Raw genomic sequence first — 26,813 nt, forward strand, 5'->3', positions numbered from 1 at the left:
GTGATGAATAGGGATGGTTCTCTCTTGGCTAGATTGTGTAACACCAAACACGCCTGGTATTTGCTAATAACGGTGTTGATGTGGGGCGGATTTAGCGCTGCTTCTCTGGCCAATGACCTAGAGCAAAGCTACCGCTTAGGCGCAGGTGACCGCATCCAAATAGTGGTATACGGCGAGAGTGATTTGTCGATGGAGTTGCTAGTGACCAATAGTGGCAAAATCGACTATCCCTACTTGGGGCGAATTCCAGTTAATAACCTTACTGCCCAGCAACTTAGAGATAACATTGAGCAGGGTTTGCGCGGTGATTACCTGATTAACCCTAAGGTAGCGGTAAACATTATTGGCTACCGACAAATCTTTATTAACGGTGAGGTAGAACACCCTGGTGGTTACGCTTACCAACCCGGTCTCACGGTTGAAAAAGCGATAGCTCTAGCGGGTGGTTTTACAGAGCGAGCGTCGAAAACAAATATCAATATTACTCCCGGAAATGGCACTAATGACTTAGTGAAAGCAGCGTTAAAGCACCGCATCGCTCCGGGAGACATTATTGTGGTTAAGGCCAGTTTCTTTTAAGGCCTAGCTTCTTTTACGGCAAGGGTGCCAACAGTAATACTCCGTAAGTTTGCTAACAGGGAAGTGTTTAGTTAATGACAACAACAGTGAATAATGCAGCTCTAATGCGCAACGGCAATAATGCAGATGATGAGTTCATTAACATCATGCAATATTTGTCGATTTTGAAGTCGCGATGGCTGATGATTTTGGGTTTTACATTTATCAGTGTTTTGCTGGCCATATTGTTGGTTTTTGCGATTAAGCCAACCTATCAGGCAACCGCAGTATTACTGATTGAAGCTGAGCAGCGTAAAGCGGTGTCGATTGATGATGTGATTGGCATTGACACCTCTAAGCAGGAGTATTACCTCACGCAGTTCGAATTACTTAAATCGCGAAGCATTGCTCAACGAGTGATTGACGAATTTCAGCTCTATGACAACCCTGAGTTTAACGGCGCAAACGATGGTAAGGGCTTTAATGCCGCTGGCCTTAAAAGTTTGTTGCGCTCGGTGCCTCTTATACAAAGCTTTATGCCTGAAGAAGAACTTCCAGATTTAGAGCAGCAGCAAGAAATTGCGCGCCAAAAGGTAATGAAAACCTTCCAGCGCAATCTACACATTAATCCGGTTAAAAAGACCCAGTTAGTAAATATTAGTTTTGACTCTAGGGATCCTAAACTAGCCGCCAAAATTGCCAACGCGGTAGGGGAAACTTACATCAACTCTAACCGTGAAAGTCGCATTATTGCTAATCAAGAAGCCACCAACTGGTTGGCTGACCGGATAGGCGTATTACAAGCAGCGGTGATAGAATCACAGAGCCGTTTGAGTGACTTTTTGCAGCGTGAGCAGCTAGTAGATGTAAGCGGTATTGACAGTTTAGCTAGCTCAGAGCTGGGCAACTTAAGCCGCCGTTTAGCCGATGCACAAGATCGCCGCACCGCTTCGGAGTCTATTTACTACTTACTGCAAGATAATAAAAATACCGCTATCTCAGAGCTCTCTTCGGTAACGGCAATCTCTAACCATCCACAGTTACGTGATGTGCGTTTGGCACAAATTGAAGCAGAGCGATTGGTTTCTGAGCTTAGCAAACGCTATGGCCCTAAACACGACAAGATGATCCGTGCTCAAGCTCAGTTGGCTTCGGTGAAAGAACGCTCTGAAGTGCTGCTTAGAGTGCTCGCTTCCGGTGTTGAAAAGGAGTTGCGTAGTGCTCGTGCTCAAGAAAATGCGATCCGCACCGAGATGGAAAACAAAAAGGCCGAGTTTCAAGATATTGCCCTTAAGCGGGCAACTTACGATGCCTTGAAACGTGAAGTTGACAGTAACCAAAACCTCTATGATTTGTTTGTTACTCGCCAAAAAGAAACCAATGCCACTAGTGACTTTCAAGCTGCAGTAGCGCGCTTTGCCGACAGGGCTGTTACGCCATTATTTCCCGCTAAACCAAAGAAAGGCATCATCATAGTGCTGGCTGCGGCTTTTGGTTTGGCTGTTGCCATAGTGCTGGCGCTGCTTAGTCAATCACTTAACAACACCATTGAAAGCGCCAGCGGCATTGAAGACAAGCTTCGTCTTACTCCGCTTGGGGTTATTCCTTTGGTTAAACGCTCTCGCTTTAATAAAGATAATTTACCGCTAGAGCAGTTTTTTGATGAGAAACAGCTCAACTTTAGTGAAGCGGTACGCAGTATTCGTACCTCAGTAATGCTGAACATGATGAGCCAACAGCGTAAGCTTTTGTCGGTGACCTCTTCGGTACCTAATGAAGGTAAAACCACTACTGCCTTAAACTTAGCTATCGCGATGGCTGGTATGGAAAAAACCCTGTTGATTGATGGTGATTTACGTAAACCCTCGATGGGTGAACGCTTTAATCTTAACCGTGCTCACCCAGGCTTAAGTAACTTGTTAGTGATGGATGCAGAGTTAGATGATTGTGTGGTTCATCACGAGCGCTCCGGCCTTGATTTATTGCCCGCGGGAATGCAAACCGCTAACCCTCAAGAGCTATTGGCGGGGTCAAAATTTAAAGCACTTATCGAAGAGCTCAGCGAGCATTACGACAAAATTATTATCGATACTCCGCCAATTGCGGCGGTAAGTGATGCCTTGATTATTGGTCAAATCACCAAATCAAGCATTGTGGTGGTAAATGCTGGGCGCACCAAGGTGAATCAAATTGAACATACCTTGCAGCAGATGATCAATCACAAAGTAGTGGTTGATGGGGTTATCTTGAACCGAGTAAACGCCAAAAACGAAACACGTTATGGTTACTACCGTGAATACGGAGTAAGCGCATGAGTGGGCTAAAGCGCATAGAGTCTTTAGTTAAGCGCTTTGGCAGCATTACTTTGCTGCGAGCTTTTAGTGCGACCGGTTTAATTTTGTTTTCGTCGGTAATCACTTGGCTTTATGGCATGGACAGTTTTGGTCAGGTATCCTTTGCTATTTCAATTGCCAACTTAATTTTGGTGATTGGCCGTTACGGATCTGAGTATTCATTTTTTGGCCGTTATTTCGACTTATCAAGCCAAGGCGAAACTGATAAAGCGGCGCGCGTATTGTTTGAAAAGTGTCGCTTGTCACTTATTTTAAGTTTAAGCCTAGCCATTGTGGTAGTGCCCTTAAGCTTTAGTCGCATCGAGATAATCGTATTTTGTTTTTTGTATATTGTTGGCTTTGCGATTATTCAAATGGTGTCTCTATCTCACCGAGTGATCAAAGAGTTTTACCGATCTTATTTATTTGAAGCGGGTGTGTTTTTTGTCTTCAGCTCGCTGATTTTCTTGTTGCTGGCCTTGTCGGGCAACACTAATGATGTATTTGTGGTTTTAAGCGCATGTTTACTTGCTTACTTTTGTTTATTTAGCCTGTTTGGTAATAAAAAGCTGCTGCAGGGTTTTAAGCTATCAGATGAAAGCGAAGGCATAAAACTTAGCCAAAGTTTAAAGCAAGACTCTAAGTTTTTAGCTTTTACTTTGAGTGAATACGTATTGTTTTGGGGCATCATCTTAATTAGTGGTTATACCCTTAGCGAATACGATACCGGCGTTATTGCATGGGGGGGGCGGATCTTCCAGTTGTTTGTATTTATCTTGGCGATTCGCAACAGCGTGCAAGTACCGGAGATTTTAGCCTCAAACGATATCAAACAAAGCTATCTCAAAGTCCGTAAAGACGGCGTGCCCTTAAGCGTGGCTGGCTTGATTGTTTCTTCACTGGCCGTTATTGGGGTGTATGTTGTTGCAGATTTAGATTCCAACACCTTGGTAATTTGGTCACTGTTTGCTTTAGCCGCCTGTGTTCGTTTGTATTTTGGTCCGGTTTACCACATCTTCGTGAAATTCTCGGCAGACAAGCAGGTATATACCAACTGTGTGCTAACAGTGTTGGTATGTGTGCTTTGCTCCGGCCTTGCTTTGTCTTTATCAACTGGCGCTCTTGGTTTAGCAGCGTGTTACCTAGTTACTTGGCTAGTCTCTCTAATTTATGCCGATAGTCAGTCTTTAGGTGGACACTATGGTCGAGTTTAAACGCACTAAACTCGGTGTTTGCTACCTACTGTTTTGGTCGCTGATGCTGTTATTGCTGATGACCGTTGGTAAAGACTTTTTGCCCTGGAAATGGGGCTACGATGCAATGAAGATAGAAGGGCGCTTTGTATTTTTTGAACTAGACGGCTCCTTCCTAGCTACCCGTGAATTACTCTATTTTTTAGGACGTGAAAGCGCAGTGCTGAGCACAGCTACCATTGGTTTTTTGTGGCTTCTGGTTATTTCAAAGTATGTAGTAACACTTAAAGATTTACTGGTAGTGAGCTTATTTACCCTGCCTAGTATGCTGCTCAATGTTATTTGGCCAGCCAAAGAAACCATAGTAATGGCGCTTTGTCTGCTGGTGTTTTACTCCACTTATTTTAGCCGTAAAGCCTTTATTTTTAGCGTTGTGGTACTTTACGTGAGTTACGCGCTGCAGGTTCGTTCCTACTATTTTCTTATTCTAGGGGTATTTCTCGCTGGCTATGTCATGCAGTATTTTAGTGATAAAGGCTTTCCTATGCGCAATAGCCTTAATCGAACAGCATTTAAGCTCGCAAGCTTTAAACCTGCTTGGTATTTTCTTGCCTTTTTTGTTTGCTTAGCCTTTTTGTTACCTGATGCCTTTTATCAAATGTCTCAAGGCCAGCGAGATATTTCCAATAACTACGCCAAATTAGAGGGTAGTTTTAACGTAACTGCTTTCGACAATTTAGTGGATGTAGCACGTGGCTTGCCCTTTATTATTAATTTTGGCTGGGCCTTGTTGCAGCTGAGCTTGCCGCTGATTTTTGCCCAAGGGCTTAATCAACTGTTACTGCTGTTGTTTAGCGTGGGCGTGTTGATGATTTGCGGAAAAATGATTAAGCGTAAACAGGGAGACTTGTTACTTACCTTGTTTTGCTCTCATATGTTTGTACTGCTGCTATTTGAGCCCGATCAGGGAAGTTACTTTAGGCATATTTTATCGGCAGCTATTTATTTACTCCCCGCTTATTCACTTATTTTTGGTAGTTCTCGACAAGGAGTCTTAGATGACTAAAAAGGACACCCATTACCTTATTGCTGCAGTTCCTTATAGTGATAATTTTGGTGATGCATTAATTCATAATTCGCTGGCATGGAAGCTAGAAAATTATGATATCTCCAGTGAGGCCTTAGATATTGCCGGAAGGCATAACTTTGAGCGTAGTGCTCAGCAAAATGCAATTAAAGACAAGATCTTGAAGAGCCGTTTTGAATGGGTACGCCAGCTATTTATCCCTCTCAATAGTATGCTGGTGGCTGTTAAGAACTACCGTAATTGGATGAGTAAAGTGAAGGCCGCTGATGTGGTGTTGATGGGCGGCGGTAACCTCATTAGCGATGTTTATCTTAACTTCCCGCTTAAGCTTTATTTTCTATCACTGTTTTGCTACTTCGCTAATACCGACTACGCGGTAGTGTATGTTGGGGTGGCTAAGCGGATGTCTGGTCCAGGGCGTTGGCTGTTCAAGCGATTGTTTGCGGCTAAGCAGTGTTTGTATATTTCGGTACGCGATGCTGCCAGTAAAGACAATATCGCTTACTTGTTTGGCGCGCAGATTGCCGACAAGGTGGTGGTGAGCATAGACCCCGCTGTGAATCTGAACCTTAGTTACAGTGAAGCGCCACACACTGAACTTAGTAAACAAGCATATGCCGCCATTAACATTGTGAATCCGGTGGTATTAATGGTTAATTCTGACAATGATGTGAGTTTTAACGAGCAAGACTACCAGCAATGGATCAGCCAGTGTGTGGCTAAGGTTAAGGCTGCTGGTTTGTTACCAGTGCTGTATACCAATGGTGCCCAAGAAGACCAGCAATATATGCAAGACATTGCCAGTAGCTTGCCCGATGCAAAGGTGGTAAGCGTAGAGCAAGTCGATGATTTGGTTAAAGTAGTTAGCCAGGCGCAATGTGTATTTGCTACTAGGCTTCACTCGGCAATTAGTGCTTTTTCTTTTTCGGTACCGTTTACCGTAATGAGCTGGGACAGCAAAGTGAGCGCCTTTGTTGAAGCGGTCAAGCTACCTGCTTCAATGTTGTTTGATTTTAGCCGCGAAGGCATGCAACAACACAGCGAAACTATTCAATTAGCCGATATGCCCGAGCTGCAGCAACAAGTTATTCAAGCTCGTCACAAGGTAGTAAATGCTTGGGATGTAGAGTTTAGAGATATGCTGCAACGCTTAGAGCAGTATCAAGCGGAGAGCCAGTTATCATGAAGATATTACATGTAACCGAAACCTTGGTAGGCGGCGTAGAAACTTACTTAAACACTATTATCCCTTACCAAGCAGAGTGCTACGGCACCGACAATATTTTGGTGCTAGCACCGCAGCAACACGTAGCGGAAGACGCGCCCTTAAAGGCCTATTATCGCTGCTTTGATCGGCCAAGCCGCAGCCTAGGTTCGTGTGCAAGTTTAGCTAAGTTGTTTAAGCAAGCTGTTATCGATTTTGACCCCGACGTGATTCATATCCACAGTACTTTTGCGGGTGTGGTTTGTCGCATACCAGGTTTAATAACTAAGCGTAGTCAGCGGAAGGTGGTGTATTGTTCCCATGGCTGGTGCTTTGATGGTTACAGCGGCATTAAAGCGAAGGTGTTCTCACAAATCGAAAAGGTATTGGCTTACCGAGTCAGCTCGGTGATTAATATTTCTCATCATGATTTTGAAAGTGCCCGCCAGCAAAAGATTCCTGAGCATAAAATGGTGGTGTTTGAGAATGCTTTAGATGATTTGGAGCAAGACATACAGCGAAGCGAAAACCAAGGCATGTTAAAGCTATTGTTTGTAGGGCGTTTAGACAAACAAAAAGGCGTAGATTTGCTAATCGAAGCCATTCGCCAAGTAGATAGCGAAGTAGAGTTGCACATTGCTGGCGCGAGTGTTGTGTCGAAACAACAGCTTAATGTTTCCGATTGTCGAGTGATTCAACATGGTTGGTGTAGCCAAGAGCAACTTCGTGAGCTGTATGCCAGTGTTGATGCGCTAGTTGTGCCTTCGCGCTGGGAAGGTTTTGGTTTGGTGGTGATAGAAGCGTTCCGCCAAGGTTTGCCGGTTGTCGTGAGTGATGCTGGTGCTTTGCCAAGTCTAGTTGCAGAGGGAAGCACCGGATATGTGTTTGAAAACAGTAACAGCAATGCACTTGCCAAAGTTATTGGCCAACTCGATAGAACAACGCTTAGCGAGATGTCTCAGCAGTGTCGTGAAGTATTTGTAAGCCGCTTCGAGGCTAAACGTTTAAATACCCAATTAACCGATCTATATGCAGCGGCCGATTAGCCTATGTATAAATGTGCGGGAGGGCATCATTGATGAGCCAAGTTAAGCATAAGTTGTTTTTATTTGGGCTATTAGGCACCGCTCTATGGGTGGCCGTTGTTGCAGTGCAATATGGATTAGCCAATGCAAACAGCTATGCGGTTGGCGCTTGGCATCAACGTTGGCAGAAAGATCTTAATCAGCAACTCACACAAACTAATTTAGAGGTAGCCGAACACGTCACTCGTGACATGCTCGCTTGGCAGGCCAATCACCCTCATTATCAGGTATTGGCTGCCAAACAAGTAGAGTGGAGTAACTTTTACAGCTTAGTTATTAGCCCCGATACTGCGAATAAGTCCCTGTTAAAAAAGCAGAACTTGCTTAAAGCTCAGCAGTTCTATTTACGTTCCGCTGAACTTAGGCCAACTTGGCCAAACACCTATGTTGATTTAGCTAAAAACGCCCTTTATCGCCAAGCCAGTAGCCAAGAGGCGATGGCGTATTTGGAGTTGGCCGCAAAGGTGGGCGAGAACGCCCCCGTTACTTTATTTGCCTATGTAGAGATTGGTTTAAGCTTGTGGCCCGAGCTAAGTATTGAGCAGCGTACAACGGTGGCTAAAGCCTTACTAAAAATTGAACAGCACACCTTTATGCATAAAGGCTTAAGCCAAGCAATGAAGCAACCGCAATTTAAACAACGCGCCTGTGCTTTGTATTTGTTAGCAGGGATAGATTATGTCGCTTGTGCCAATACCTAAACAGCGATATTGGCGTATTGCTTGCTGCATCGTTGCGCTGTTGCTTCTGCTTGCGAGTAGCTTAAAGAGCCTAGGCAACAATCGTGTATTTTTTGTTGAGTTAGAAATTTTGTTAGGTGGTGATAGCGTGGTGCACTTTAGTGCTGCATTTATTGTTAGCACCTTGGTAATGATGGCAGTAAGTGACAAGTTGTACCGCTTAAAGCTAGTTAAGTTGCCATTGGTATTTGTAATGTTGTGCTTAGTGTTTGCGGTTGATGAAGGGCTGCAGTTGTTTTCTGCTCATCGACAGTTTTCCTGGGGCGACTTGGGCTTTAATTATGCAGGGTTAATTTGCGCTGGCGCTCTAGTTTGGCGCTTGCGGCGACCACATGTATGGCAAGTAGCAGGAGAAGAAAATGTTCATTGATTTGCATTGTCATATATTGCCGGGGATTGATGATGGCGCACAGAATCTAAAGCAAGCCATTGCAATGGTAGAGATGGCAATAGCCAGCGGAACCAAAGTGATGGTGGCTACGCCACACATGCACCCAGGAATTTACAACAATAATCCAGCCACCATTGAAGCTGCTTATAACACGCTTAAACATGCTATCACTCAGCGCGAACTAGACATCGAGCTTCGCAGTGCAGCTGAGGTGCATTTATGCCCAGAGGTGATGCTGTGGGCTCAAAAAGGTTTGCTTCCTTTTATTGGTGAGTATAAACATAAGTCTTTGTTGTTACTTGAGTTACCACATGGCAGTGTCCCTCAGGGAACAACCAGTTTAGTGCGCTGGCTACACAGCAACAATATTCAAGTCATGATTGCTCATCCAGAGCGTAACCATGGTATTTGGAAGAATCCTTACCAGCTCTCTCAATTACTCAAATTAGGGTGTTTGTTTCAGGTGACTGCTGGTTCTTTTTTAGGGCACTTTCGCCAACAAGCACAGAACATAGCAGAGAGTTTACTTAAGGCAGATTCAATTCATATTGTGGCTAGTGATGCCCATGACTTGGAAAAGCGTACCCCCGATTTACGTGAAGCCTTTGAACAGATAAGCCTACTAAGCAGTGAGCAGCACGCAAAACGTTTGCTATGGGATAACCCAGCGCAAATGCTAGGCAAACACTAACAAGCAGCAATTTAATCACTAGATTTTTCCGGGCTTTGCCCAGAGATGACAAGGAAGCGCCGACTATGCGAGTATCGACGGGAAGATTAGAAGCGATAATCTTTGCCAGCTTTATCTTTTTACTAGTTTGGTTACCCATCCCTTTAGGCAGTAATCGCCCTTGGGCATGGTCAATAATGGAATTGATCATTGCCTTACAAAGTATTGGCTTGGTGTACTGTTTTAGAGCAAAAATCCCTTGGCAGTATCTGCGTCCTGGCTGGTGGTTATTAGCAGCGTTGGCAATATTTCAATTTTTTACTTTGCTGCAGTTAGTGCCGTTACCTGCCGGTTTACTGGCTTGGCTTGCACCGCAAAATGCTGAGTTGCGCGCCGTCGCCAGTTTATCTGGTGAAGCTGTCAACGGCTTCGCACCGCTTTCGTTAGATCCGGAGCAAAGTAAAATTAGCTTATTGAAAGGTGTGAGCTATATGTTGCTGGCAGTGAATACCTTGCTGCTGGTGAACCGCCCAGAACGTATTCGTGCAGTGTTAATTGCCATTGTGGTAAGTGGTACTTTTCAGGCCTTTTATGGTGCGATGCTGTTATTGACGAATGTTGAGCAAAGCCCTGTGTTTGGTACCGATATAGGCCCGGTGGCGACAGGCTCTTACATCTATAAAAACCACTTTGCTAATTACTTGTTACTTAGCTTAATGATGGGCTTAGCACTGATTGTCGCCGACTTAAAACTAACCGGCGCAGAGACTTGGCAGGCTCGTCTCTCTGGTTTGCTAGAAGCTGCCCTAAGCCCCAAGATGTTGGTGCGCATGTGCATGATTATTATGGTTATTGGCTTGGTTATGTCGCGTTCACGCATGGGCAATAGTGCGTTTTTTGCAACTACTGTTATTGGCGGTATATTGGCGTTACTGCTTTATAAGCAGCGACCCAAAAGCCTTACCATATTAATGGTGAGTATTCTTATTATCGACATGTTGATTGTGAGTTCACTGTTTGGCTTAAGTAAGGTAAGAGAGCGTTTGAGCTCTACGGTATTGGTAGACGAAGGGCGTATTTATATCTTTGATTGGGCGCTGAATATGCTCAAAGATTTCCCTGTTTGGGGCAGCGGTGCCGGCAGCTTTTATTCGGTATTTCAAGCCTATTTACCTCAGCCCATAAGTGCTTTTTTCGACCATACTCATAACGACTATTTACAGTTCGCAATTGAGTCAGGCTTGCCTGTTACTTTGCTTTTAGGAGCAGCGGTTTTATGGGTAGCCTACCGCTGCTTACGTACCTTGCGAAAACGTAATGACCCCTTAATGAAAGGAACGGCCTTAGGCTGCTTTATGGCCATTACCGCCATGCTAATACACATTAGTGTTGATTTTAACTTGCAAGCGCCCGCTAACGCAGCCACGTTTGTGGTGGTGTTAAGCCTCGCTCTAATTGCCAGCAAAATGCCTAAACAAGGCTATCAAGTGGTTTAGCTAGCGGCTTTATATTGACCGCTGGCTTTATCGCGAATTGACTTGCGTAAGCGCTCAACGGGTAGGTCGATACATTTGATAACTAATAGCGAAAGCACTACCACTATTAGGCCTACCAGCAGCAAGGCCGCTGAACTGAAGTGTTGTTTAAATTTACTTGCTTCGCCTAACAGCAGCAAACTTGCGATGATGCTCGCTTGGTAATGAAGTAGGTAAATAGGGTAAGAAAAGTCGCCAATAAACTTATCGAAGCCAGCAGATATTTTGTTATGTAGGCTATGCCCCAAGGCTAAACTCAAAACTAGCATCGCACTAATTAGCATATTTGTATAAAACAGTATCTCCGCGGTAATTAAGTGCAAACCTTGATTAATTTGCCATGCGGTAAAACCAGAAATAGTGACCATAACCAGCAGTATTAATGCTGGTTTTTTTAGTATAACTTGCCAGCTAATCGGCACTTTATTTTGCTGTACGACAAAATAGATAACGGCCCCAATGGAAAATGGCAGTGACCCTGCAGGAATGGAAAAATAACGGGCATGCCAGTATAGGTCGCCAATGTAGCTAGCAACAACATACAGCACAGATAAGGCTAACCAAATAAGGCTGCGTTGTAATGTTTTAGATATGCCCAAGCAAATGGCGCAATAGAAGAATATTTCTACGGTAAGTGCCCATGCCGCTGGGGATAAACGTGGCGTAATAGAGTGGGGTAGCCAACTTGGGTAAACCATGGTGAAGTTACCCAACAAACTAGCGGCATTGCTCGGTATCGCAATGGTTGAAAAGCCCGCTAGAGGAAAGTAGCGATTAAAGGCCAGCAGCAAAAGCAAACTTAACAGGCAAGAAAACCAATACCCCGGATAAAGGCGTAAAAATCGATTAAGGGCAAATCGCTTCTTGCCTGAAGCTTGATAACCGTAACGCTGCTGCATTACATAGGTCATCAAATATCCACTAAGAATGTAGAAGCCAAACACTGCAAAGCGACCGAAGTCGCTAAGCCAAAACAAGTGTCCAAATACTACCATTAACGCCCACAGTGTCCTTACCGTGCCAAACATATTGCTACTCGTAAAATGTTAGAACAAACAGCTTGGCAGCTTAAATGGTTAATAACAAGCTACTAACAAATTAATAGTTTACTGGCCGTTAGATAAAGGGTACATCTGCAAATACTGGGTCATGGCATTGGCTAAATTCACCGACCAAAACTGCCCCGCCATGGTTAATGCGGCTTGTTGGGCAGTTAAACTGACTAAACCATTTGTTTGCCAAGCTTTAAACAAGGGTTGGCAATGTTCAAAAAGCGTTCTTCCATGGGGGAGTTTATCTGCATCAATCAGCCCCTGATCACAAGCACTAGTGATTGCTGCTTTTAGCTGGGCATTGTTAGCCGGCAAACTTAGCTGCTCAAAAGCCCAGTTATTGTCTGTTATGCCTGCGCGCCAAGTATCTATATCTCGAGTTTGCATTAAGGCGTAACCGTTGATGTTGCCACCAGCTCCTGCGCCAATCGGCAAAATTTCGGCTCCCTGTTTGGCTAAGGAGTTGTAGCGGCTCTGCTCTTGTTCTCCATTTGCCCAATGGCAATAACTAAGCTGTCGGAAAGCGTTTTGGGCGAAGAACTGATGCCCTTGTTGGTACATTAATGCTTTGTCGCTGGTGCTCAATGGAACAGCTTCACGGCCCGCATCAATATTGCGTTGTAAGCCGCTGCCACCAAAGGTAAGCAGTTGATATAAATCTACACCATGCACGCCTGTATCTAATACATCTTGTAAGTCTTGTTGCCAGTTCTCTGGTGTTTGGTGGGGGAGGCCATAGATAAGGTCTATCGCAATGGTTGCGCGATTACTGGCTGTTAATTGGCTTAAACGCTCTACAATGTAGTCTCGCTTATCAAGGCGTTTAGCAGCACGGCGAACTTTGGAGTTGAAGCTTTGTACACCAAAAGAAAAACGATTGAAACCACCGGCAAGTGCGGCCTCAAACTTGTTATCGTCAAAGCGATTTAATCTGCCCTCTAGGGTTACTTCACAACTGTCGCTTAAGGGAAAATAACGATGAATAAGCTGCCCAAGCTGGTTAAGCTGCTCTGGGCTTAAATCAGTGGGTGTTCCACCACCTACATAGACTGCATCAAAGCTTCTCGCTTGTGTCCAAGGGTAGCGAGATTTAGCAATCAGCTCTTGTTCCAACAGCGTAAAATAATCATCTATCATCTGTTGATTGCTGGCGTATTGGAAGAAGTTACAAAAGGTGCAACGAACTCGGCAAAACGGGATGTGAATGTAAATAGCGCGAGGTAACTGACTCGCTTTGCTTTGGCTTAATTGCTTGCTTAGCATCTGGTGTGCTTGCTCGCCATTTAAAGACTCACGCTTACCATGGTTTGCATGAGCGCCAGTTTTTTTGGTGAAGGCAAATTGTAATGGAGAAGGGCTTGCTTGGCCGGTTAATGCTTCGGGAAGTTGCTGTGGTGGTGCGAGATCAATGGTAGACATGCTGTACTCAAATAACTATTTAACCTTAATGTAAATCATTATCATTTGCGTTTGTTTGATCTAAGCCAAGTTTGCGTTTCTCATCTTTTAAATGTTTGTTATCAACACCTTTGGCTAAGATGCAAAACAAGGCCACTAATTAGGCATTTTTATGCTGGTTGTTATGCTTGTAAGTGATTGTTATTGAACTATGATTAGCCTACTAACCATCGAATCAAGGAAGAAAGATGAAGCCTTTCATTTATCGCGTATTTATTCCCTCTGTGTTGGCTGGCTTACTCGCAGCCTGTAGCTCTAGCCCCGAGCAAACTTGGCAAGTCGATCAAAGCTATAAAATCACCGTATTACATACTAACGATCATCATGGCCGCTTTTGGCACAACAAATATGGTGAGTATGGCTTAGCAGCGCGTAAGACCTTAATTGATAGTATTCGAGAGGAAGTGGCCGCCGAAGGGGGCAGTGTGTTGTTGTTATCCGGAGGTGACATTAACACCGGCGTGCCTGAGTCTGACTTATTAGACGCCGAACCAGACTTCAAAGGCATGAATATGCTGGGATATGATGCCATGGCGATAGGTAATCACGAGTTTGATAACAGCCTAGAGGTATTAGCCAAGCAGCAACAGTGGGCCAATTTTCCTTTCTTATCCGCCAACATTTATTCAAAATCCACTGGAGAACGTAAGTTTCAAGCCTATCAAATGTTTGACTTGCAAGGCGTGAAAGTGGCGGTGATAGGTTTCACTACCGAAGACACCTATAAATTGGTACTGCCAGACACTGTTGCGGATTTAGCCTTTGAAGATCCTAAAGTAGAAGCTAAAAAAGTGATTGCCGAGATTAACCAGCAACACCAACCCGACTTAGTGTTTGCGGTTACTCATATGGGCCACTATGCCAATGCTAAACATGGCGTTAATGCGCCAGGAGATGTAAGTTTAGCGCGCTCACTTAACGAAGGTGAATTAGATTTAATTGTAGGTGGCCACTCGCAAGAGCCAGTGTGCATGGAAGGCCCTAACATGTACACCCAAACTTTTAAGCCGGGTGATGAATGTAAACCCGATCAACAAAATGGCACTTGGATCGTCCAAGCCTATGAATGGGGTAAATATGTAGGGCGCGCCGATTACACGTTTAAAAACGGCGAATTTACCTTAGACAGCTACAAACTCATCCCAGTTAACTTAAAGAAAAAAATCAAAGTCGACGGCAAAAAACAGCGGGTGTTTGTGCAAGAGGAAATTGCCCACAACCCCGAAGTACTGGCTTTGTTAACTCCTTACCAAGAACAAGGCCAAGCGCAGCTTAATGTTAAGATTGCTGAACTAAGCGGCCGCTTAGTGGGTGACCGTGATAAAGTACGCTTTGGCCAAACCAATTTAGGCCGATTAATTGCGTCTGCCCATAAAGAACGCGTAAATGCTGATTTTGCAGTAATGAACTCTGGCGGTGTTCGAGCCTCGATTGAGGCAGGTGATATCAGCTATAAAGACGTGCTTACCGTACAGCCTTTTTCTAACACTATTACCTATGTTGATATGAATGGTGCAGAAGTGATGGAGTACTTATCGGTAGTTGCGGCTATGCCTGTGGATACCGGTGCTTACGCGCAATTTGCTGGCATTAGCATGAAAGTAATTAATGGCGAGGTGAGCGATGTAGTGATTGCAGGCAAACCTTTAGATGAAGCCAGCATCTACCGTTTCACTGTTCCAAACTTTAATGCTACTGGCGGTGATGGTTATCCTAAAATCACAGACCATAGTGGCTTTGTGGACACTGGCTTTGTAGATGCCGAAGTGCTTAAGGCTTACTTAGAGCAGCAAAGCCCAGTTAATGCCGCCGATTATGATGATAAAGGTGAGATTAGCTATCAGTAGTTGCACGATATAAAAAGCCTCTTAAAGAGGCTTTTTTATTGGCTGTATTTGAGGATTAGTTGTTAAGGTCTGTTGATCTTTGGTGTTGAAATTTTGTTCGAGATAAGCGGGCTTTAATCGCGGCGAGCACTTAGAAGCCTAGTGGGCTAAGCAAGAAGTGCTTAACAAAGAGTAAAGTTCGCTTACCCGAACCCTTCGGGCAGCATTTCTTAGCCATTTGTTCAGCGTTAGCGAGTGATTATTAAGCCCACTTAACTGCTCAATCACTGCCTTGCCTAAATGGCTAATAAATTGCTGCAAAAACCATCAGCAAAGATCAACAGACCCTAGCTACACCCTTGATAAACCTTCAATCAAACATTTGGTTTTGGTGGCTGTTATTCACTAAATGTTGATTGCGAAATTGTATTAGCTCGCTATCTTTTAGTTTATGTTCATTAAGTACTTAAATGTTAAGGATGCTAATGAAAACCACCGCGCAATACTGGAATGTATTAGCTACAAACAGTGCTAACCAATGGGAAGAGATAGAGGGCAGTGATGGACAGTTACATCAGCTTACTCTAGCCATAGATAATAGCACCGGTGATTATACGCGCTTAACTCGCTTTAAAGCTGGAGCAAATACCGACGCCTTTGGCGCTAAATCGCATACTTATCCAGAGGAGATCTACATTATCTCTGGCCGTTTGTATGACGCGGCTTTTGACCTGTGGTTAGAAGCAGGGCACTACGCTAGCCGTCCCCCGGGCGAGATGCATGGCCCATTTAAGTGTGAGCAAGAGTGTTTGGTGTTAGAAGTGTCTTATCCAAGCCAAGCGTTAAGCTAATGCTGGCTGGTTTGTTCTACTATTGAGATAACATCACTTGATTGCTTGGGAGAAAATATGGGCAGCCAGTTAAAGCAGAATAAAGCTAACGCCGTGGCATTTTATCAAATGGCTTATTTGGGTGAGCCAGCCAAAGCCGTAGAGATGTTTGTTGGTGACGAATACATTCAGCATAACCCTTTGGTTAAAAATGGCTTGCAAGGCTTTATAGACTACTTTGATGAAATGCAGCGCGACTATCCCAACAAACAAATTAAGTTCTTACGCTGTATCGCCGAGGGCGACATGGTGGCATTACATACTCACCAAATTTGGCCGGGAAATGATCAATACGTCACCATGGATTTTTTCCGTTTTGATGAGAATGGCAAAATTGTAGAGCATTGGGACAGCATACAAGAAGTGCCAGAAGGCAGTGCTAATGGCAATAGTATGTTTTAATCAAAAAGGAGCTGCATTGGGTATAAAGCCGACTAAAAGTCGGCTTTATTGTTTATGGGAGCAGAAGAGTTAAAAGTACTTTATCCAAGCTTTGTTGCTACTGTGCTTATAGCGTGAGAACGTGCGAGTAGGCAGGTACAACACAACAGCTAATATCGCAGTTAATAACCATACTTGCCAAAGTGCGGCGAAGCCAAACAAACCGTCTACATTGGGACCAACGGTCCACATAACCAACTTATAACCAATGAGTAGCAGGTATAAGTGCAATAGGTAAAAGAACATCGGTGCCGAGCCATAAGTTTTGAGGCAATCGCTAAGCTTGTTTTGCCAGGTATCAAACAAAGCAAGCAAGGCCAAGGCAATACCTACAGTAAGCAGAATAAAGTGCAAAGACGGTGGGTATTTGGTGAAGTTTAAAAACGACATTATGGTTTCAATACCGTTGGCACTTGCTTGCCAAGGTAAGGTTTCTCCATAAATGTTAAACCCTCGTAGCAGAACAAGTAGTGATAACGCAGCGGCAGAAAAGCCAAATAGCACTTGTTTGCGCTTTTTCGATTCGACCTTAGCACTGAATATTGGGCCTAAGGCGAACCCTAGCAAAATAATGCCAATCCAAGGCAATACTGGGTATGAAGCAAAAACACTGAAGGTATCGCTGCTGTAAAGCGGGCCTCGGTCATGCAAAATGGTCCATAAACTGTAGCCCCACTCATTAGGAGAAAATTCAATTGCGGTTAGGGCATTGTGTCCAAAAACAATGGTTAAACCGAGTGTCGCAATCCAAAATCGCGGAAGTGCAGATAACAGCGCTAAAGCAATCATGCTAATGCCTATCGCCCAAATAACTTGAAGGTAGAGTGCGTTGTAATTGCCAAACCAAGAGAAGTTAACCAGCGTTACTTCAAGTAGCACCAAAAATAACCCACGCTTTAGCAGAAATTCTGCAGCAGAGCGTGGTGCTTTGTTGTTTGGATTAGCGTAAAGCCAGGCCGAAACCCCGGTTAAAAATACAAATATGGGAGCGCAAAAATGGGCCAAAATACGGGTAAAAAACAACTCTGTGTCGGTATCTTCAATGGTGATGGGATCGGTAATGCGATGCTGATAGTAAAAACGCTCGCGCACATGGTCGAGCAGCATCAGCAGCATGACTAAGCCACGCAGTATGTCGATAGATGCCAGTCTATTTGTTTTGGTCAGCTTAGGGCTTAATGTTTCAGATTTGTTCATTTATCTTTTCTGTTCACTAGCAAACAGCCAAAGCTACATTTAGTGAAGTGTAGTTGGCAGTTTGGTTTATTTAAGTATTTGATTGAGGCTCTAGGTTAAAGAGGTGGTTGTTTTGTTTAATAATGTAGGCGGGGCGCGAATGGTTTGCTGTTGCCTAAATAAAGAATGAAAAGCACTAAATGGCGGCGCTACATAGGTAGTTGCAGCGGGAACAAAGCTAGTAGTAGAAAGTGTTGTTACAGCGGCTACCGCACATTGATGCAGCAGCGATTGTGATTGGCATTCACCATTTTGGTGTTGCTCTATATCGGTGCTGGAATAATGCGAATGATGACCAGCTTCGTGTAGCGCTTCCGCGAGCGAGATAAAGCTTGTTGCTTGGCCTAATAATATAGTCCAAATAACAAGCGATATAGAGAATAAACGAAGTATAGGTGCCATTCTTAGATTAAAAGATTGAAAATTTTATTTTGGTGGGGCTTTGTACCAGAATAGGTGAGTTTAAGCAATGCGGTGCGCTATTTCCCACTAAGGGGGTAAACTCTTGTTATGGCGCTAAATCTTGGTTTTTGGCACCTTATAACCGGGAAGTGTGCGCAGCTTACCGGCTTGAAACGCAGAGCGTTTGGATTTAGAAGATAGAGCGTTTAAATCAAATGGCTTGGGCTTTTTCCCCTTGGATGCATTTAAAGCTTTTACAACTTCATCGTGATTATGAAGATGAGGTGCTGAAAACAACATATCGTGACTGCACGCGTAGCTAGTTGTTGGGAGACAAGCCAGTAGTACGGTTAGCAAATGCTTTTTCATATTCAGCCTTTATAGGTAACTTAAAGGAATAAAGAGCGCCAAAAGCGCTCTTTATATGTTCAGCTTAGCGATTAACGCAAAGTGATTTTTGGATTTTCTGCTGGTTTGTCTAACAAGCCAAAGAATGCAGGGACGGTTGCTGCGTCTCCATCTAGAGTGATGAATCCTTCTTTTACAGCTGTTGCAAAGTCAATCTTGTTGACCAGCAAACCAAGGAATACCGCTTTAGTTAGGTTAACCGTTGCTTTAGTTTCACCACTAAAATTTTTGTGGAATTGTGCAACCGAGCGGCGAACCTCTAAGGCATGTGCTTCATTGGTATCCGTAAAGTTAAATGCAATAGTAAAATGCTGGTCTGCACTGCGCTCAGCATTTAGGCTAAAGCGTAGGGCGTTAACCAATTGCGATGGTTCAAACTCAGCCATTAAGTCAGGTGCTTGTAGATTAATTTTTTTAGAGTAATCAATGGTGCCATCAAGCTCTTTTGCAGAGGTTAAGTACCAGTTTCGCCAGTTGTTGTTGGTTTCGCGGTAGCCTAATTCACGTAAAGCTTTCGCTTTTAGTAAGCGTGGCTGCATATCGTTAAAATCAACACGAATAATGTGAGTGGTAAGCTCTGCACACCATTGGTAATCACCTGTATCGCAGGCCATTGTGGCATAAGTCATCATTTTGCCCTTACCGCCCACCATTTCTACGTAGCGTTTTGAAGCTTCTACGGAATAAGTCGCGTTTAGTGTTGTTGGGTCTCCATCAAACCAACCCATTTCACCAACAAAAATCTGCTTAGCCGCGTGGCGAATAGAGCCATAGAAATCACCCAACCATGGGTGGCTTTCTAGGTGCTTAGGTAACTTAATTTCGCGAATAAGATCTTCTTGGGTAGAACCATTGTTAATCGCTTTAATCGATTGGTCGTAAGTGAACTGAATCGCATCACGGTATGCAGTTAGGGTGTTATCTACATGTTTAGCACCTACCACAGGGCGACCATGAGATAGCATCATCGCTTCTGCTTGGTACTCACGAAGAACGTCTACACCAGGGAACCAAATACTAGGGTCGCGGTACTTAGTGCCACGAATGGTATGCAAGTTAGGGAAGCTTTCACCTTGGATAACTTCAGAACCAAATAATAAGTTAGCCTCTGGGAAGTAGGCGGTGATTTCATCAGACGCTTCAGAAGGAACGTGCTTGAACTCAACTTTAACTCCTGCAATGTCCATTTCTAATACACCGTTGAGGCCTTCAACCAGCGTATTTGGGGCAATTAAACTGTGCTCGCGAATTTCAAAATCTGGGCCTAAACCACCATTAATACGGCCATCTTCTTCAACACTAAGCAGGGTACCTAAAGAGTAATCAACTCGAAAACCAAGTGCTGGTCCAGTGCCGCCCATAGAGCCTTTAACAACGTTTGTCATAAACGTATCGTGAGCAATAATTAAGGCATCTTCAGCGCCCTCAATGCCACGCACGCCAGCGTAGTGGTCAGGGTGCCAATGCGAGTACATTACCGCTGCAACAGGCTTGTTATTACCGGTTACTTTGCGGAAATCAGCCATTACATCTCGCATTTTGTCTACTGACTCAACGGGATCAAGAATAATTAGGCCATTATTGCCATCAACGATCATTGGAGAGGTTAAGCCGTAACCGTAAACTTGGAAGTATTTTTCTTTATAAGCAAATACACCCTTGTTCATTTTCTGCGAGTGCGCAGTTAGCTGTGGGTGAACTTTGTCTGACTTAGCATCATAAGCGTCGTTGCCACCGGTAGGAGTCCACTTCATGTCTTGGTTTTCACCATGCCAATAGTGGGTAGCGCCTGAGTTCTCACCGAGGTAGTAATCGTGTGAAAGAGTAGGGATGGTAAGGTCTATGCCTTCAAAACGGTGGCTATGGTTGTCGCCAGCTAGCGCTAGATTAGCTAAGCCTGAGGCAAGAAGTACAGATAAAGCAATGCTTGTTTTTTTCATATCGAAGCGAGGCCTTGATTACATTAAAATTGCAACTAGGCTACGCCAAAGCATTATCGCTTTGCTGATATGTGATATAAGTTATCTGATATCTGGCGGTTAAAAACTGAGTTGATTAATTTATGAAGCATTCAGATTACAGCTTAATTCCTACTTTTGTGGCAATAGTGGAAGAGCGAAATTACAGTAAAGCTGCAAAACGTTTGGGCATTAGCCAATCGGCGGTAAGTCAAAGTGTGATTCGCTTGCGTGATATTTTTAAAGACAATTTATTTACTCGCGGTAGCCACGGAGTAGAGCCCACACCCTATGCCATGGACATATACCCAGCTTTAGCCAATTCGGTAGAAAGCATTGCTCACATGTTGCCAGAGCAACGCCATTTTAATCCGGCGAATTGCCAACGTCAGTTTACTATTGCTGCTTTAAGTGTATTTAGCTTTACCCTATTTCCGCAGTTATCAAAACGGTTATTTGAGCAAGCTCCTTTGGCCTCGGTAAAGACCGAACCTTTGTTTGGGCAAGATATGGTCAGCCTGTTACGCACTCATCAATGTGACCTGCTGATTGAAGCTGAATCAAATCGCTACCCCAATTTGCGCTCGCAAATTGTGATGCAAGACAAGCTGGTTGTGGTATGTCGAGCCCAACACCCAAGGGTTGGTGCTAACGAGATTAATCTTAAAAAATACTTGCGTGAACAACATGTGATTCACTCCCAACCAGAACAAAAACTTGGTTACTTGGGAGATATGGGGATAGTGGGCCTATCTGAAAGGAGAGTAGCTTGGCAGGCTAGTGGTATTATGGATATGCTGCCGCTAATTGCCCAAAGTGATTGCATGGGGATTTTACCCGAACGTTTAGCCTCGCAGCATTGCCACCATTTTGGCCTGCAATCTCTTGACGCTGATTTTTTACCTAAGCAAATCGTGGTGAAAATGTATTGGCACCCCTCGCGTACAAATGATCCTGCTCATAGTTGGCTAAGGGAGCAGTGTTTGTTGTCAGGACATTAATAAGAGAATTGAACACCCTTTAATCACTAAATTAACTTATTGATTTAGCTCCTATTTGTAGCTCTTTTTTGTTGCTAAAGTGGCTTTGCTTTTATTTGATAAATAGGGATTTTAATGAAACAAGCAGTACTATTAATCATTAGTATTTTGGCAATAAGCGGATGCAATTCTCAAGCTACGCCTACCGGGCAGGCGTGCATGGGAGCACGCGGTGGCTCCCTTGTAGAAGGTTTAGACGGGCAATGTAAGGCGGGTGACGCTATTGCTACTAAAGAGCCGGCTTACTATTGCGATTTTAACTATGCGGTGGCTTACAACGACTACAACTCGGCCATGTGTATATATAGCGGAAAACGTAAAAGTGAGCGTACGGCAGGTTAAGATTTAGCTATTTCACTCTAAGTCTAAAAAGGCAGCATCTTTATGCTGCCTTTAGTTTATGGTTTGTTTTGGTATTTCACCAAAATCTAGATTAGCTGTTGTCTACCACTTCAGCGGTTACTTCGTTGCCGTTACGTTGCCCTTGGCCAAATGCTTTGGCGTTTAGCAAGGTGGTGTCGGCAATGCTCTGCAAGGCTTCTTGGGTTAAAAAGGCCTGATGACCAGTAAAGATAACGTTGTGACAAGCTGACAAGCGGCGGAACACGTCATCCAAAATAACTTCGGCGGATAAATCTTCAAAGAACAATTCTTTTTCATGTTCATACACATCCAAAGCTAAGCCGCCTAATGTCCCGTCTTTTAGTGCTTCAATACAGGCCGTGGAATCTACCAGTTTGCCGCGACTGGTATTAATCAGCAAAGTGCCTTTTTTCATCTGACTAAAGGCCGATTTACCAATTAAGTAAGTATTCTCAGGGGTAAGCGGGCAGTGCAAGGTTATAATATTTGATTGCGCCAGTAGCTCTGCCATGCTTACGTACTCTATGCCTAGCTCTTTAGCTGCGTCATTTGGGTAAGGGTCAAAAGCAATGACTCGGCAACCAAAACCCTTGAGTATGCGGGCGGTGGCTAAGCCGATTTTCCCGGTGCCTATTACTCCAGCGGTTTTACCAAAAATGTTCATGCCGGTTAAACCTTCTAACGAGAAGTTGGCATCGCGGGTGCGTTGGTAAGCTTTGTGAATACGGCGGTTTAAGGTCATCATCAACGCGATGGCGTGTTCGGCCACAGCTTCCGGCGAGTAAGCCGGTACGCGTGAAACAGTAATGCCTAGTTGCTCTGCTTTGGCTAGATCAACATTGTTAAAGCCAGCACAGCGCAACAGTATAAGTTGGATCCCGTGTTCGGCTAAGGCTTCCAAAGTTGCGGCAGACAAGTCGTCATTTACAAAGGCACATACCGCATCAGCGCCATGAGCTAAGCGGGCAGTTTTTGCCGAGAGGGCGGTATCGAAATACTCGATGCTAAAAGCTGAAGATGTATTTTGGGCATCAAAATGTTCGCGGTCGTAGCGCTTAGCGCTGAAAAAACTAATCTTCATAGCGTCTCCTAAAACAATGTTAGCTAACGATAGCTTGTTTTGTAATTTTATTACATAATAGCGTCATTGAATAACAAAAGTCGACAAGAGTTATGAGAAAGTTTCAGAAATCAGTTGTTCTAGAAATGGCCTCTGGATTAGCGGTGATTTACGCTGCGTTGTGGGCTGGTCGTTGGTTAAGCGAAGTTAGCGGAAACCTTCTCCCTGCAAGCATTGTGGGTATGCTGCTGTTAACTATAGCCTTACAGTTTCGCTGGATTAAACTGGCTTGGGTAGAGCGAACTGCTAATCAATTTGTTCGCTGGATGTCGCTTTTGTTTGTACCTATTAGTATTGGCTTAGTAGAGCATATTGAAACTTTATTACAGGCTTTGCCTGCAATGTTGCTTACTTGTGCTTTGGCGACTCTGATTTTACTGGTAGTGGTTGGCAAAGCTTACCAACACTGGGAGCACAAGCACGAGCTTAAGGCTACTCAGCCACAAGCTGCAGATGGGGAGGCAAAATAATGGTGAATTTTCTTTACCTGCCGCTAACCATTGGATTGTTCATTGCTGCAAAACATCTGCAACAACGTCTTTCGGTTACCTGGCTTAATCCCGTTCTAATTACCTTGAGCATATTGGTGGTTAGTTTGTTGGCTTTTGACATCTCTTTTGACGATTACAATCAATATAGTGGTTGGCTAAGTAAGCTACTAGAACCAGCTGTGGTTGCCTTAGGTGTTCCTTTATATAAGCAGTTATACGATATAAAAGCAGAACTACCACGTATCGCTATTACTATTGTTGTTGCGGCAGTTGTGGCTATTGCTACTACAGTTGGCTTGGCGCTGGTGGTTGGGGCATCGCCTGAAATTGCGGCGTCTTTAGCACCTAAATCAGTTACTACGCCTATTGCGGTGCTAATTAGTGAACAAGTGGCAGGTGAGCCCGCATTAACGGCTATTGCTGTACTGATAACTGGCTTAGTTGGTGCGGTGGTTGGGATACCGGTACTTAAATTATGTGGTGTGCACTCGAGCAAAGCACAAGGCATTGCCATGGGCACCGCCTGTCATGCTTTGGGGACTGCTCGTATTGCTGAAGAGGGGCATCAGCAAGGTGCTTATGGTGCCTTAGCTTTAGTGCTCAGTGCTACTTTTAGTGCAATGCTTTGTCCACTTATTGTGCCGTTGTTTGCCTGAACTTAATCGAGCCTTAAAGCTTGATGTCTACACTAGCTCAGTGAATACCTTATTCCCGATTAAGCAGCATAGCTACGTTGCTTGATTTACTATTAGCTGTAAGTTTAAGCCTGATAGCCCTGTTGTTTCAGCCTAACTTCCAGTCACTCACCTAGTTTCTAGCGCTAAGCTTACCCAGCGTGTTGGCTAGTTTAGGCATATTCTAAACTGCCCCGGTTGCTTAAGTTTTGGTCTAAAGTTGTTGTTTCTGCGCTCTAATTGCTCACCACAAAGTAAAGTTTTGTAAAGTTCTTAGTTCTTCGTAATTGTTTTGGGTTAAAACGTCAAATAACCATATTTTTTTTATGGTTACTGTCGCTTATTGCTGCGATAGTTTATACAAATTGGCTAGCTCAACGATAAGGTTATACGCTTTATCTTGAGTCGAAAATTAGTCTACGGCTTTTTGTAAAGCCGATACAAAAACAATGTAAACGCGATAATTAAGGAATGAATATGAGCAACGATAGTTCTGGTGGAAAGTGCCCAGTAATGCATGGTGGAGCAACTACACCACAAGCGGCAAATATGAATTGGTGGCCCAAGTCACTGAACCTAGATATTCTTCATCAGCATGATACTAAAACCAACCCTTTTGGTGAGGCGTTTAGTTATCGCGAAGCGCTCAAAACCCTTGATGTAGAAGCTTTAAAGAAAGACTTAAAAGCACTAATGACCGACAGCCAAGACTGGTGGCCAGCAGATTGGGGGCATTATGGTGGTTTGATGATTCGTATGGCTTGGCACTCAGCCGGTACCTATCGTGTTGCAGATGGCCGCGGGGGCGGTGCTAGTGGTAGCCAGCGTTTTGCACCGTTAAATTCTTGGCCAGATAATGCCAATTTAGATAAGGCACGTCGCCTATTATGGCCAATCAAGAAGAAATACGGCAACAAGCTTAGCTGGGCCGACTTAATGCTGCTAGCGGGTAATATGGCTTATGAATCAATGGGCTTAGAAACCTTTGGTTTTGCTTTTGGACGCGAAGATGTTTGGCACCCAGAAAAAGACATTTATTGGGGTGCTGAAAAAGAATGGCTAGCAGAAAGTGGCGGAGAAGGGTCTCGTTACTCCGGTGAACGTGATTTGGAAAACCCATTGGCTGCAGTAATGATGGGGTTGATCTACGTAAACCCAGAAGGCGTAGATGGTAAGCCAGACCCACTTAAAACCGCTCAAGATATGCGTACTACCTTTGCACGTATGGCGATGAACGACGAAGAAACTGTTGCCTTAACTGCTGGTGGTCATACCGTAGGTAAGTGTCACGGTAACGGCGATGCTTCTTTGTTGGGTGCAGAGCCAGAAGGCGCGGGCATTGAAGAACAAGGCTTAGGCTGGAATAACCATAGCAAGCGTGGCATCGGCAGAGATACCGTTACTAGCGGTATTGAAGGTGCTTGGACTACCCATCCAACCCAATGGGATAATGGCTATTTTGAGTTGCTGTTTGGTTATGAATGGCAGTTATCAAAAAGCCCTGCAGGAGCGGTTCAATGGGAACCTGTAGATATTAAAGAGCAAGACAAACCTACCGATGTTGAAGATCCAAGTGTTCGTTATAACCCAGTAATGACCGACGCGGATATGGCGCTTAAAGTAGACCCAGAGTATCGCAAGATTTCTGAGCGCTTTAAGAATGATCCAGAATACTTCTCTAAAACCTTTGCACGAGCTTGGTTCAAATTAACCCATCGCGACATGGGGCCTAAGTCTGTTTATGTCGGACCAGATATTCCAGCCGAAGACCTTATTTGGCAAGATCCTATTCCTGCAGGTTCAACATCTTATGATGTAGATGCAGTAAAACAACGCATTGCTGATAGCGACCTAAGCGTAGCTGAATTGGTGGCTACCGCATGGGATAGCGCCCGTACTTATCGTGGCTCTGATAAACGTGGTGGAGCCAATGGGGCGCGGATCCGCCTAGCTCCGCAAAAGGATTGGCAGGCTAACGAGCCTGAGAAACTGGCTAAAGTATTAAGCGTATTGGAAGCGATTGCTGCAGATACAGGTGCAAGCCTTGCCGATGTAATAGTACTTGCTGGTAATGTGGGTGTTGAACAAGCCGTTAAAGCAGCGGGTTTAAATTTGGCTGTACCGTTTACGGCTGGCCGAGGTGATGCTAGCCAAGAGATGACCGATGTGGAGTCTTTTGAAGTATTAGAGCCACAAGCAGACGGTTTTCGTAACTACTTGCCGAAGCACTATGTGGTTACCGCAGAAGAGTTACTGCTCGACCGCGCTCAGTTAATGGGCTTAAGTGCGCCAGAAATGACCGTGCTAATTGGTGGTTTGCGAGTCTTAGGCACCAATTATGCGGGTTCTGAAGCGGGAGTGTTTACCGACAAGGTTGGCACATTAAGCAATGATTTCTTCGTAAACCTTACCGATATGGCTAACACCTGGAAGCCAACGGGCAGAAACTCTTACGACATTTGTGAGCGTGTTAGTGGAGAAGTTAAGTGGACAGCAACACGGGTTGATTTGGTGTTCGGTTCTAACTCAGTACTGCGTTCTTATGCAGAGTTCTATGCTCAAGACGACAATAAAGAAAGGTTCGCCAAAGACTTTATTGCCGCTTGGACTAAAGTAATGAATGCCGATCGCTTCGATGTATAAGCGCAAGCTATAAGT

General features: G+C 44.3%; 25 protein-coding genes. 18 read left to right on the forward strand and 7 right to left on the reverse strand.

The genetic code is table 11. From position 1 onward, the window contains the following. Positions 1 to 3 precede the first annotated feature (3 nt). The 10 genes from OAG1_RS07230 (at position 4) to OAG1_RS07275 (ending at position 10,757) form a co-directional block, all read left to right on the forward strand. Positions 4 to 579 carry a polysaccharide biosynthesis/export family protein gene (locus OAG1_RS07230; RefSeq protein ID WP_338625259.1) on the forward strand — a complete coding sequence of 192 codons (576 nt, stop codon included), beginning with the start codon at positions 4 to 6 and terminating at the stop codon, positions 577 to 579. A 74-nt stretch (positions 580 to 653) separates the two neighbouring features. After that, positions 654 to 2,873: a polysaccharide biosynthesis tyrosine autokinase gene (locus OAG1_RS07235; protein WP_338625261.1), complete on the forward strand. Its 2,220-nt coding sequence runs from the start codon at positions 654 to 656 to the stop codon at positions 2,871 to 2,873. Then, entirely contained in the window at positions 2,870 to 4,105 is a 1,236-nt protein-coding gene (locus OAG1_RS07240; protein WP_338625263.1) for a hypothetical protein, read from the forward strand. Before OAG1_RS07235 ends, OAG1_RS07240 begins: the two co-directional genes overlap by 4 nt. Then, entirely contained in the window at positions 4,092 to 5,150 is a 1,059-nt protein-coding gene (locus OAG1_RS07245; RefSeq protein WP_016402153.1) for a hypothetical protein, read from the forward strand. The genes OAG1_RS07240 and OAG1_RS07245 overlap by 14 nt, the downstream gene beginning before the upstream one ends. Beyond that, a complete protein-coding gene (locus OAG1_RS07250; RefSeq protein WP_338625266.1) occupies positions 5,143 to 6,357 on the forward strand; it encodes a polysaccharide pyruvyl transferase family protein in 1,215 nt (404 codons plus the stop codon). Before OAG1_RS07245 ends, OAG1_RS07250 begins: the two co-directional genes overlap by 8 nt. Next, positions 6,354 to 7,421, forward strand: coding sequence for a glycosyltransferase family 4 protein (locus OAG1_RS07255; RefSeq protein WP_338625268.1), 1,068 nt, complete (start codon positions 6,354 to 6,356; stop codon positions 7,419 to 7,421). The genes OAG1_RS07250 and OAG1_RS07255 overlap by 4 nt, the downstream gene beginning before the upstream one ends. A 32-nt stretch (positions 7,422 to 7,453) precedes the next feature. Continuing rightward, complete coding sequence (locus OAG1_RS07260; RefSeq protein ID WP_338625270.1) at positions 7,454 to 8,161, forward strand: hypothetical protein; 708 nt, start codon at positions 7,454 to 7,456, stop codon at positions 8,159 to 8,161. Further along, a complete protein-coding gene (locus OAG1_RS07265) occupies positions 8,139 to 8,570 on the forward strand; it encodes a VanZ family protein (protein WP_338625272.1) in 432 nt (143 codons plus the stop codon). Before OAG1_RS07260 ends, OAG1_RS07265 begins: the two co-directional genes overlap by 23 nt. Further along, positions 8,560 to 9,282, forward strand: a complete 723-nt coding sequence (locus tag OAG1_RS07270) for a CpsB/CapC family capsule biosynthesis tyrosine phosphatase (RefSeq protein ID WP_152781464.1) — start codon at positions 8,560 to 8,562, stop codon at positions 9,280 to 9,282. The genes OAG1_RS07265 and OAG1_RS07270 overlap by 11 nt, the downstream gene beginning before the upstream one ends. 65 nt (positions 9,283 to 9,347) lie before the next feature. After that, the gene (locus tag OAG1_RS07275; protein ID WP_338625277.1) at positions 9,348 to 10,757 is read left to right on the forward strand and encodes an O-antigen ligase family protein; all 1,410 of its coding nucleotides are present in this window, start codon (positions 9,348 to 9,350) and stop codon (positions 10,755 to 10,757) included. Here the strand turns inward: OAG1_RS07275 and OAG1_RS07280 are convergent. Both OAG1_RS07280 and hutW read right to left on the reverse strand, forming a co-directional pair. Next, complete coding sequence (locus OAG1_RS07280) at positions 10,754 to 11,824, reverse strand: acyltransferase (protein ID WP_338625279.1); 1,071 nt, start codon at positions 11,822 to 11,824, stop codon at positions 10,754 to 10,756. The genes OAG1_RS07275 and OAG1_RS07280 overlap by 4 nt on opposite strands. A gap of 78 nt (positions 11,825 to 11,902) precedes the next feature. Further along, a complete protein-coding gene (gene hutW / locus OAG1_RS07285) occupies positions 11,903 to 13,267 on the reverse strand; it encodes a heme anaerobic degradation radical SAM methyltransferase ChuW/HutW (protein ID WP_338625281.1) in 1,365 nt (454 codons plus the stop codon). Between the two features lie 227 nt (positions 13,268 to 13,494). Between hutW and ushA the strand changes: the two genes are divergently transcribed. The 3 genes from ushA to OAG1_RS07300 all read left to right on the forward strand — a co-directional run bounded on the left by ushA (position 13,495) and on the right by OAG1_RS07300 (position 16,424). Next, entirely contained in the window at positions 13,495 to 15,153 is a 1,659-nt protein-coding gene (ushA, locus tag OAG1_RS07290) for a bifunctional UDP-sugar hydrolase/5'-nucleotidase UshA (RefSeq protein ID WP_338625284.1), read from the forward strand. 464 nt (positions 15,154 to 15,617) lie between these two features. Continuing rightward, positions 15,618 to 15,983 carry a cupin domain-containing protein gene (locus OAG1_RS07295; protein WP_338625286.1) on the forward strand — a complete coding sequence of 122 codons (366 nt, stop codon included), beginning with the start codon at positions 15,618 to 15,620 and terminating at the stop codon, positions 15,981 to 15,983. A gap of 57 nt (positions 15,984 to 16,040) precedes the next feature. Next, complete coding sequence (locus tag OAG1_RS07300) at positions 16,041 to 16,424, forward strand: ester cyclase (RefSeq protein ID WP_152781452.1); 384 nt, start codon at positions 16,041 to 16,043, stop codon at positions 16,422 to 16,424. Between the two features lie 69 nt (positions 16,425 to 16,493). Here the strand turns inward: OAG1_RS07300 and OAG1_RS07305 are convergent, their stop codons facing one another. The 4 genes from OAG1_RS07305 to OAG1_RS07320 all read right to left on the reverse strand — a co-directional run bounded on the left by OAG1_RS07305 (position 16,494) and on the right by OAG1_RS07320 (position 20,449). Next, positions 16,494 to 17,660 carry a heparan-alpha-glucosaminide N-acetyltransferase domain-containing protein gene (locus OAG1_RS07305; protein WP_338625290.1) on the reverse strand — a complete coding sequence of 389 codons (1,167 nt, stop codon included), beginning with the start codon at positions 17,658 to 17,660 and terminating at the stop codon, positions 16,494 to 16,496. A 90-nt stretch (positions 17,661 to 17,750) separates the two neighbouring features. Beyond that, on the reverse strand, positions 17,751 to 18,101 hold the full coding sequence (locus OAG1_RS07310) for a hypothetical protein (RefSeq protein ID WP_338625292.1): 351 nt from the start codon (positions 18,099 to 18,101) through the stop codon (positions 17,751 to 17,753). 114 nt (positions 18,102 to 18,215) lie between these two features. Beyond that, positions 18,216 to 18,470 (reverse strand): hypothetical protein, encoded by a 255-nt coding sequence (locus OAG1_RS07315; RefSeq protein ID WP_338625294.1) that lies wholly within the window; start codon positions 18,468 to 18,470, stop codon positions 18,216 to 18,218. A 71-nt stretch (positions 18,471 to 18,541) separates the two neighbouring features. After that, positions 18,542 to 20,449, reverse strand: coding sequence for an alkyl sulfatase dimerization domain-containing protein (locus tag OAG1_RS07320; RefSeq protein ID WP_338625296.1), 1,908 nt, complete (start codon positions 20,447 to 20,449; stop codon positions 18,542 to 18,544). 122 nt (positions 20,450 to 20,571) lie between these two features. Between OAG1_RS07320 and OAG1_RS07325 the strand changes: the two genes are divergently transcribed. Then, entirely contained in the window at positions 20,572 to 21,468 is an 897-nt protein-coding gene (locus tag OAG1_RS07325) for a LysR family transcriptional regulator (protein ID WP_338625298.1), read from the forward strand. 114 nt (positions 21,469 to 21,582) lie between these two features. Continuing rightward, positions 21,583 to 21,849: a hypothetical protein gene (locus tag OAG1_RS07330; protein WP_338625300.1), complete on the forward strand. Its 267-nt coding sequence runs from the start codon at positions 21,583 to 21,585 to the stop codon at positions 21,847 to 21,849. A gap of 91 nt (positions 21,850 to 21,940) precedes the next feature. Here the strand turns inward: OAG1_RS07330 and OAG1_RS07335 are convergent, their stop codons facing one another. Then, positions 21,941 to 22,951, reverse strand: a complete 1,011-nt coding sequence (locus tag OAG1_RS07335) for a 2-hydroxyacid dehydrogenase (protein ID WP_338625302.1) — start codon at positions 22,949 to 22,951, stop codon at positions 21,941 to 21,943. Positions 22,952 to 23,043: 92 nt separating this feature from the next. On the opposite strand from OAG1_RS07335, the gene OAG1_RS07340 reads away from it, so the two are divergent. From OAG1_RS07340 to katG, 3 genes are all read left to right on the forward strand, one after another. Then, a complete protein-coding gene (locus OAG1_RS07340) occupies positions 23,044 to 23,460 on the forward strand; it encodes a CidA/LrgA family protein (protein ID WP_338625304.1) in 417 nt (138 codons plus the stop codon). Further along, a complete protein-coding gene (locus tag OAG1_RS07345) occupies positions 23,460 to 24,137 on the forward strand; it encodes an LrgB family protein (RefSeq protein ID WP_338625306.1) in 678 nt (225 codons plus the stop codon). The genes OAG1_RS07340 and OAG1_RS07345 overlap by 1 nt, the downstream gene beginning before the upstream one ends. A gap of 489 nt (positions 24,138 to 24,626) precedes the next feature. Further along, the gene (katG, locus tag OAG1_RS07350) at positions 24,627 to 26,798 is read left to right on the forward strand and encodes a catalase/peroxidase HPI (protein ID WP_338625308.1); all 2,172 of its coding nucleotides are present in this window, start codon (positions 24,627 to 24,629) and stop codon (positions 26,796 to 26,798) included. Positions 26,799 to 26,813 lie beyond the last annotated feature (15 nt).

The sequence above is a fragment of the Agarivorans sp. OAG1 genome, assembly GCF_037076485.1.
GTDB lineage: Bacteria > Pseudomonadota > Gammaproteobacteria > Enterobacterales > Celerinatantimonadaceae > Agarivorans > Agarivorans albus.